Raw genomic sequence first — 7,360 nt, 5'->3', positions numbered from 1 at the left:
ACGACGTCTACCGCGGCACCACCCTCGCCACCACCGTGACCGGCACCAGCGCCACCGTCACCGGACTCGCCGCCAACACCCCCTACAGCTTCACCGTCCGCGCCCGCGACGCGGCCGGAAACACCTCCCCCGCGTCATCCGCCGTGAGCGTCACCACCGACCCGGGTGGTGGCGGTGGCGGCGTCAATGTGCCGTTCGGCAGCCACACGTTCCCCTACGCGGCAGGGACCATCAAGGTCTCGGGCAACCAGGCCGACAACGACGCCGAGGTGGTCGCGTACTACCAGCAGTGGAAGGCCGCCTTCCTGACGTCGAACTGCGGCAACGGCTGGTCCGCGATCGCCTCGCCCGACGCCGACCACCCCTATGTCGCCGAGGGCCAGGGCTACGGGCTGACCATCCTGGCCACCATGGCCGGCGCCGATCCGGAGGCCCGCACCCACTTCGACCGCGTCCTCACCTACGTACTCGACCACCCGTCGGTCAACGACCCGGACCTGCACGCCGCCGAGCAGAACGCGAGCTGCCAGAGCGTCAACGGCAGCGACTCGGCCACCGACGGCGACCTGGAGATCGCCTACGCCCTGCTTCTCGCCGACAGGCAGTGGGGCAGCAGCACCGGCACTTACGACTACAAGGCGCTGGCGGTCAAGCGCATCAACGCGATCAAGCGCAGCGAGGTCGTCGCCGCCACCAACCTGATGAACCTCGGCGACTGGTCCTCGGGCGCCTACAACACCATCAGCCGCACCTCCGACTGGCTCCCCGGGCACTTCCGCGCCTTCAAGAAGGCGACCGGGGACGCCGCGTGGGACACCATCCGCGACAGGCACCAGACCCTCATCGCCGGCCTCCAGTCCCAGTACTCGCCGTCCACCGGGCTGCTGCCCGACTTCGTGGAGAACACCACCACCAGCCCCAGGCCCGCCACCGGAAAGGTCCTGGAGTCCGAACTCGACGGCGCCTACTCCTGGAACGCGTGCCGCGACCCGTGGCGGATCGGTGTCGACGCACTGACCACGGGAGACAGCCGCTCGCTGGCCGCCGTCCGCAAGATCAACGCCTGGATCAAGCAGACGACCGGCGGCAACCCGAGCAGCATCCAGCAGGGCTACCGGCTCGACGGCAGCGTCGCCGAGCCGGGCTCCTCGGTCGCCTTCATCGCCCCGTTCGCCGTGGCCGCCGCGGCGGACTCCGGCAGCCAGGCATGGCTCGACGCGCTCTGGAACAAGCTCAACGCCACTCCGCTCGATCCGTCCGGCTACTACGGCGCCAGCATCCAGCTCCAGGTGATGATCGCCATCACCGGCAACCACTGGCTCGCCTGACCGCCCTCGATCCGAAGATCCCCAAAGCCGCACATCCGCAGATCCACCCGAGCGCCGTGCCCGTCCTCGCCCCCTCGAAGCCGGGTACGGCCTCGTTCTCCGCGACTTGCCCGCCGCCCGGAAGCGGCACACGGTGGCGAGTGGACGAGTGGACGGATCGACGACGGGAGACGACATGAGCTTGCTCGACAGCGCCCGCGTGGCCACCCGGCTTCCCGCACAGGACCTGGACCGGGCGCGGCGCTTCTACCGCGAAAAGCTCGGTCTGGAGCCCATCGACGAGCGGCCGGGCGGACTGCTGTACCGGTGCGGGGGATCGGATTTCGCCCTGTTCGCGTCGGCAGGGACGTCGCCCGGCACCTTCACCCAGATGGCGTTGGAGGTCGACGACATCGAGGCCGTCACGGAGGAGCTCAGACGGCGCGGGGTGGTTTTCGAGGAGGTGGACCTGCCCGGGCTGAAGACCGTCGACGGGATCGCCGAGATCGAAGGGAACTATCCGAGCAAGGGCGCACGAGGCGAGCGCGGCGCCTGGTTCCGCGACAGCGAGGGGAACATGCTCGGTATCGGGCAGCCGGTGCGTTGAGCCCGCGCGGAAGAAGGTGCTCGCCGACGGGCGTCGGCTGTCCTCGGTCAGCGCCGTCCTGCGCGATCCGGAAGGCCGGCCGTCAGCCGTACTCTGCGTCAACCTCGACCGCACACCGCTGGAGCAGGCCGCCGCCGTACTGTCCGCGTTCGGCGTCCCGAGCGTCGCTCGCCCGGAGCCGCTCTTCGAGCAGGACTGGACCGAGCGCGTCCAGCACACCATCGGCTCCTACGTACGCGAGCACGGGCGTCCCGTCGAACGACTGACCCGCACGGACCGCCTGGCCGTCCTCGGCCGGCTGGACGAGGCGGGCGTCTTCTCGGTGCGCCGCGCCGCCCCCGTCGTCGCCGGCGCACTGAAGGTGTCCCGATCCACGCTCTACGGACTGCTGGCCGAGCTCAGGGCATCCGGCACGAAGCACGACGAAGGACCGACCCCATGACCCGGCTGCCCGACTTCCGCCTCGAGACGTACTTCTCCCGGTGGGAGTTCACCGCCCGCCATCATCTGACCGCGTCCGACGTCAAGACGATGACCCTGGCTGAACTGCTCGCGCTGGCCGACGACAAGGACCGGGACGCCTTCGAGAATCTCTCCCTCGGCTACACCGAGACCTTCGGCGACCCGGCCCTGCGCGAGGTGATCGCCGAGACGTACGAGCACGCGGACGCCGACGACGTCATCTGCTTCGCCGGCGCGGAGGAGGCCCTCTATCTGGCGATGAGCGTCCTGCTCGGTGCGGGCGACCACGCCGTGGTGGTGACCCCGAACTACCAGGCCGCCGAGACCGTGCCGCTGGCGCTGTGCGACGTCACCGGTGTCGCTCTCGACCCCGAGCGGGACTGGGCCCTCGACCTGGACGCCGTCGCCGCGGTCCTCCGCCCGAATACCCGGGTCGTCTCGGTGAACTTCCCCAACAACCCCACCGGCAAGGTCATCGACGCCGCCGACTTCACCGCGCTGGCCCGCCTGTGCGACGAGCGCGGCATCCACCTCTTCAGCGACGAGGTCTACCGCGGCCTCGTCGCCGAGGACCGCGACGTCCCCGCCGGGCTCCTGATCCAGGCGCCCGTCGACCGGCCCGACGCAGCGGTCACGGTCGCCGACCTCACGGGCGTCGGCGCTCTCGACGCCGCGCTTGCCTCGGCCGTGGTCTCGGCGCTTCTCACGGAGAGTTAATACAGAGCTCACAGTGCACGCAGTCCGGGTCCCTACCGTCGCTGGGCATGAGCGAGGACACAGCTGAGCAGCACGGCTCCCGTGCACCCCACCGGGACCGCCCAACTTTCCGTCTGACGTGGGCGGTGACCGCAGCCGTCGTACTGCTGGGCGGCGCGGTGGTCGCGACGTCGCACGCGGGGAACGGCTGGGGCCGGAAGGCCGGGGCCGCCGCGTCCTCGTCCTCGCCCCCGTCCCCTTCTGCTCCCGGTTCCGCTTCCGCGTCCCCACCCGTGGAGAACGTGGTGGCGGAGACCGAGACCGTGGACCTGGACGCGGCGCTCGCCTCCGTTGTCGCCGAGGCCGACGGTGGACTGTCGGTCGCCGTCCGCGACGCCCGGAGCGGCGCGAGCGCCATCTACGGCGAGGAGACGTTCGACACCGCCAGCATCGTCAAGGTCGACATCCTCGCGGCACTGCTGCTCCAGGCCCAGGACGAGGGCCGGGGGTTGACCGCTCGGGAGAGGTCCCTGGCCTCGACGATGATCGAGAACAGCGACAACGCCGCCGCGCTGGCCCTGTGGCGGTCCATCGGCCGCACGGACGGCCTGGAGGCCGCCAACGAGCGCTTCGGCATGACCGGAACGGAGGGCGGGACCGGCGATCTGTGGGGCCTCACCCAGACGACGGCCGCCGACCAACTGTCCGTGCTCGACGCCGTGTTCGGCGACGAATCGCCTTTGACGGAGGACTCGCGGGCGTACGTGACGGACCTGATGGAGCACATATCCGCCGGCCAGGACTGGGGCGTCTCGGCGGCCGCGTCCACCGGTTCGCAGGGCGTGGAGACGGCCCTCAAGAACGGTTGGCTGCCGAGAACCGCCACCGGCCTGTGGGACATCAACAGCATCGGCCGCATCGCGTCCGGCGGCCGGACCTACCACGTCGCCGTCCTCTCCGACGGCAACAGGACGAAGGAGTCCGGCATCCGGACGGTGGAGGACGCGGCACGCACGGCAGTGGCGGCGTTGCGCGCCACGATGTGAAACGCCGTCGGCCCCGCGCTTCACCTGATTTCTCCCAGGATGCCCCGGCCTTCAGGCCGGGGAGGAATGGGTCCTGGGAGCGGAGCCGCGAAGCGGCGGAGTTCCCTCCGTACCTGTCGTGACCTGCGTTTTCGGCTGTTGTCAGTGGTGACGGTTAGCTCGTTCGGGTGAAGGTCGTGGTGCAGGTGAAGCTGTTGCCGTCGCCGGAGGTGGCGGCGGCTTTGGCGGCGACCCTGCCCGTGTGCAACCGGGCGGCCGATGCCGTATCCGTGGTGGCGTACGAGAGCGGCATCACGTCCCGCAACGAGTTACAAAAGCTCGTCTACGCCCGCCTCAAGGCCGAGTTCGGGCTCGCTGCCCAGCCGGCTGTCCGCACGGTGAAGAAGGTCGTGGACGCCTACACCACATTGCGCGCGAACATCCAGGCGGGAAACCTTGGTCCGGCCACCTCGAAGCGGCGCAGGCGTGCGGAGTCGCAGCCGATCGCCTTCCGCCCTGATGCAGCCCAGCCGTACGACGACCGGATTCTGTCGTGGCAGCATGATGCGCAGAGGGTCAGCATCTGGACCGTGGCCGGGCGGATCAAGAACGTCCGGTACACAGGTCATCCGGGCCAGTTGGCGATGCTTGCCAAGTACCGCAAGGGCGAGTCGGATCTCGTACACCGTGACGGCATGTGGTTCCTGATCGCCACCTGCGAGGTCCCCGAAGCCCCGCTCAACACCGACCCGGTGGACTGGATCGGTGTGGACCGCGGGATTACCAACCTCGCCACCACGTCCGACGGGGCCAACTACCAGGGCCGCCGGCTTGGCCGGTACCGGCGCTGGCACGCCCGCAAGCGGGCGCAGTTGCAGGCGAAGCGCACCCGGTCCGCCGCCCGGCGGGCCAAGCGCCGGGCACGCCGCGAGGCCCGGCACGCCGCCCACGTCAACCACAGGATCAGCAAGGAGATCGTGGCCGTCGCACAACGCACCGGACGCGGCATCGCCCTCGAAGACTTGAGTGGCATCCGTGACCGGGTACGGCCTTTCCGCGACCAGCGGGCCGCGCTCTCCTCCTGGCCGTTCCAACAGCTCGAAGAACACATCCGGTACAAGGCCCGGCGGGCCGGAGTGCCGGTGATCTCGGTGGACGCCCACTACACCTCGCAGATGTGCCCCAGATGCGGGCACACGGCGAGGCACAACCGTCCCACCCGGGACACTTTCTCCTGTCGTCGGTGCGGGCTCGCCGGCCCCGCCGACCACGTCGCCGGGGTCAACGTACGCAACCGCGCACGCTCGGCGTGGGTTCTCGTCAACGGACCCGTACCACAAAGGACCTGAACACCTCCTTTCGCTGGTAGATGCGACCCGTGACCGCCCTGTCGTAGGGGGCAGTCGGGAGCGCGACAAGGTGTAGACGACCGAGTCAACAAGCTCGGTCGTTTTACGGCCGAGAAGTTGACAGACGCGTTCGCGACATGCAAGTCGTCTCTGGCCACGGGCGTTGAGTCCGTTACGCGGGGAACCCCGAGGGGGTCCGTTCGGCCCAGGGGCGGGCTCTTTCCAGTTGGGCGGCCACTGAGAGCAGTGTCGTCTCGTCGTCGTGACGACCCACCAGTTGTACGGCGAGGGGCAGGCCGACACCGGTGAACCCGGCCGGGACGGAGGCCGCGGGATTGCCGGTGACGTTCCAGAGGGCGCAGTACGCAATCATCGGCATCGCCCGCAGCGCGGCCTTGACCGTACCGGTGCCGGTCAACTGTCCGGCTTTGGGCGGGAGACCGGCGATCGTCGGGGTGAGCAGCACGTCGACGTGCTGGAAGACGCGGTTCGCCTTTGCGCCGATCCGCTCGCCCTGGGCGACGGCCCAGCGGGTGAGCCCGGGACGGGCCCAGGTGCCGAGGCGGACCGTCTCCCGCGTCCGCCGCTCGAGGAGCCGGTAGTCGTCCATCGCGAAGGCCTCGGTGCGCAGACCGGCGAACCACTGGGGTACGAACGCCGTCGTCGGGTCCGGGTAGCGGGGGTCGATCTCCTCGACGTGGTGACCCAGTTCCGCGAGCAGCGCCGCCGTCTCCGTGACGGCCCGCACCACCTCGGGCGCGGGCCGCACCCCGAGGGCGGCGGGCTTGGTGGACCAGCCGATCCTCAGCGGCTGCGGTTCGGTGGCCGCGGCCTCGGCGAACGAGGTGGCGGGCTCGGCGGCGCGGAACATGTCACCTGCCGTGGAACCGCGAATCGCGTCGTACACGAGGGCGGAGTCCCGCACCGAACGCGTCAGCGGACCCACCGTGCCCAGCCCCCACCACAGGTGCGGGTGCGGGGACGTGGAGACGCGGCCGCGTGCGGGCTTCAGGCCGAACAGGCCGCAGCAGGCGGCCGGAATGCGGATCGAGCCGCCGCCGTCCCCGCCGATCGCGGCCGGGACCAGACCGGCCGCGACGGCGACCGCGGATCCTCCGCTGGAACCGCCGGGCGAGTGCTCGGACGACCACGGGTTGCGGGTGGCACCGTGCGCCGACGACTCGGTGAACGGGAACAGGCCGAACTCGGGCATGTTCGTCTTGCCGATGACGACCGCACCAGCGGCACGCAGTCTGCGGACCACCTCGCTGTCCGCGGCCGCGGGCCGGGTGTTCGCCGCGGTGCCGAACGTCGTCACCTGCCCCTCGACGTCGTTCTCCTCCTTGATCGCGACGGGCACACCGTGCAGCGGACCGCGCTCGTCCTGCGGAGTGGCGTCCCGTCGGGCGGCCTCGGCCAGCGCCTCCTGCGCCGTCGTCACGGTGAACGCGTTGAGGGCGCCGTTGTACTCGTCGATACGGGCGAGCACCAGCTGGGCGAGCTCACGTGCCGAGATGTCACCGGCACGGATGGCCGCGGCCTGCCCGGCAACGCCTGCGTACGCAAGATCGTCGGTCATGGCGGGGACGGTACATCCGGCCACGGCCGCCCGCGTAGCGCGGATCGCGGTGATGCGCGTCACAACGATGTGCCGGGGAGATCCGGACTGCCGCCGCCCACCCCCCGCGCCGCGCCTGCACCCGCACCCACACCCGCACCCGCACCCGCACCGGGGGGCTCTCCCGGAACCCCGTCACGAGCGTCGCCGCACGGCCCTGGGCCGTGCGAGGCACCGCCTCGGGCCGGTGCCACCGCTCAGCTTGGCGTTTATCCTCGGCGGGCTTCGTGCTCCTTGATGGTCTCGGCGCGTTTGACGGTCTTGCCGACGTCGTGGCGCTTGGCGCGGTGCCTGTT

7 protein-coding genes are annotated in these 7,360 nt (G+C 70.5%); 6 read left to right on the top strand and 1 reads right to left on the bottom strand.

The features are described from left to right. From ACFV9O_RS39065 to ACFV9O_RS39040, 6 genes are all read left to right on the top strand, one after another. Nucleotides 1–1,328, top strand: a 1,328-nt coding sequence (locus tag ACFV9O_RS39065) for a glycosyl hydrolase family 8 (RefSeq protein ID WP_385427490.1), incomplete at its 5' end; no start/stop codon positions are given. Nucleotides 1,329–1,503: 175 nt separating this feature from the next. Continuing rightward, nucleotides 1,504–1,914, top strand: a complete 411-nt coding sequence (locus tag ACFV9O_RS39060; RefSeq protein WP_385427487.1) for a VOC family protein — start codon at nucleotides 1,504–1,506, stop codon at nucleotides 1,912–1,914. Between the two features lie 16 nt (nucleotides 1,915–1,930). Further along, entirely contained in the window at nucleotides 1,931–2,356 is a 426-nt protein-coding gene (locus ACFV9O_RS39055; RefSeq protein WP_385427484.1) for a helix-turn-helix domain-containing protein, read from the top strand. Beyond that, a complete protein-coding gene (locus ACFV9O_RS39050; RefSeq protein ID WP_385427482.1) occupies nucleotides 2,353–3,093 on the top strand; it encodes an aminotransferase class I/II-fold pyridoxal phosphate-dependent enzyme in 741 nt (246 codons plus the stop codon). The genes ACFV9O_RS39055 and ACFV9O_RS39050 overlap by 4 nt, the downstream gene beginning before the upstream one ends. Before the next feature lie 47 nt (nucleotides 3,094–3,140). Continuing rightward, nucleotides 3,141–4,118, top strand: coding sequence for a serine hydrolase (locus ACFV9O_RS39045; protein ID WP_385427479.1), 978 nt, complete (start codon nucleotides 3,141–3,143; stop codon nucleotides 4,116–4,118). 167 nt (nucleotides 4,119–4,285) lie between these two features. Beyond that, nucleotides 4,286–5,446, top strand: a complete 1,161-nt coding sequence (locus ACFV9O_RS39040; RefSeq protein WP_385427476.1) for an RNA-guided endonuclease InsQ/TnpB family protein — start codon at nucleotides 4,286–4,288, stop codon at nucleotides 5,444–5,446. A 172-nt stretch (nucleotides 5,447–5,618) separates the two neighbouring features. On the opposite strand, the gene ACFV9O_RS39035 is transcribed toward ACFV9O_RS39040, so the two are convergent. Further along, the gene (locus ACFV9O_RS39035) at nucleotides 5,619–7,025 is read right to left on the bottom strand and encodes an amidase (RefSeq protein WP_385427474.1); all 1,407 of its coding nucleotides are present in this window, start codon (nucleotides 7,023–7,025) and stop codon (nucleotides 5,619–5,621) included. Nucleotides 7,026–7,360: the final 335 nt, after the last annotated feature.

This window comes from Streptomyces sp. NPDC059909, assembly GCF_042730885.1.
GTDB lineage: Bacteria > Actinomycetota > Actinomycetes > Streptomycetales > Streptomycetaceae > Streptomyces.
The sequence above is the reverse complement of the archived record's forward strand: the minus strand, read 5'-3'. Positions and strand labels throughout refer to the sequence as shown.

Coding starts and splice junctions, on each gene's coding strand:
- ACFV9O_RS39050 (WP_385427482.1), top strand. CDS start 2,353: ATGACCCGGCTGCCCGACTTCCGCCTCGAGACGTACTTCTCCCGGTGG.
- ACFV9O_RS39045 (WP_385427479.1), top strand. CDS start 3,141: ATGAGCGAGGACACAGCTGAGCAGCACGGCTCCCGTGCACCCCACCGG.
- ACFV9O_RS39060 (WP_385427487.1), top strand. CDS start 1,504: ATGAGCTTGCTCGACAGCGCCCGCGTGGCCACCCGGCTTCCCGCACAG.
- ACFV9O_RS39035 (WP_385427474.1), bottom strand. CDS start 7,025: ATGACCGACGATCTTGCGTACGCAGGCGTTGCCGGGCAGGCCGCGGCC.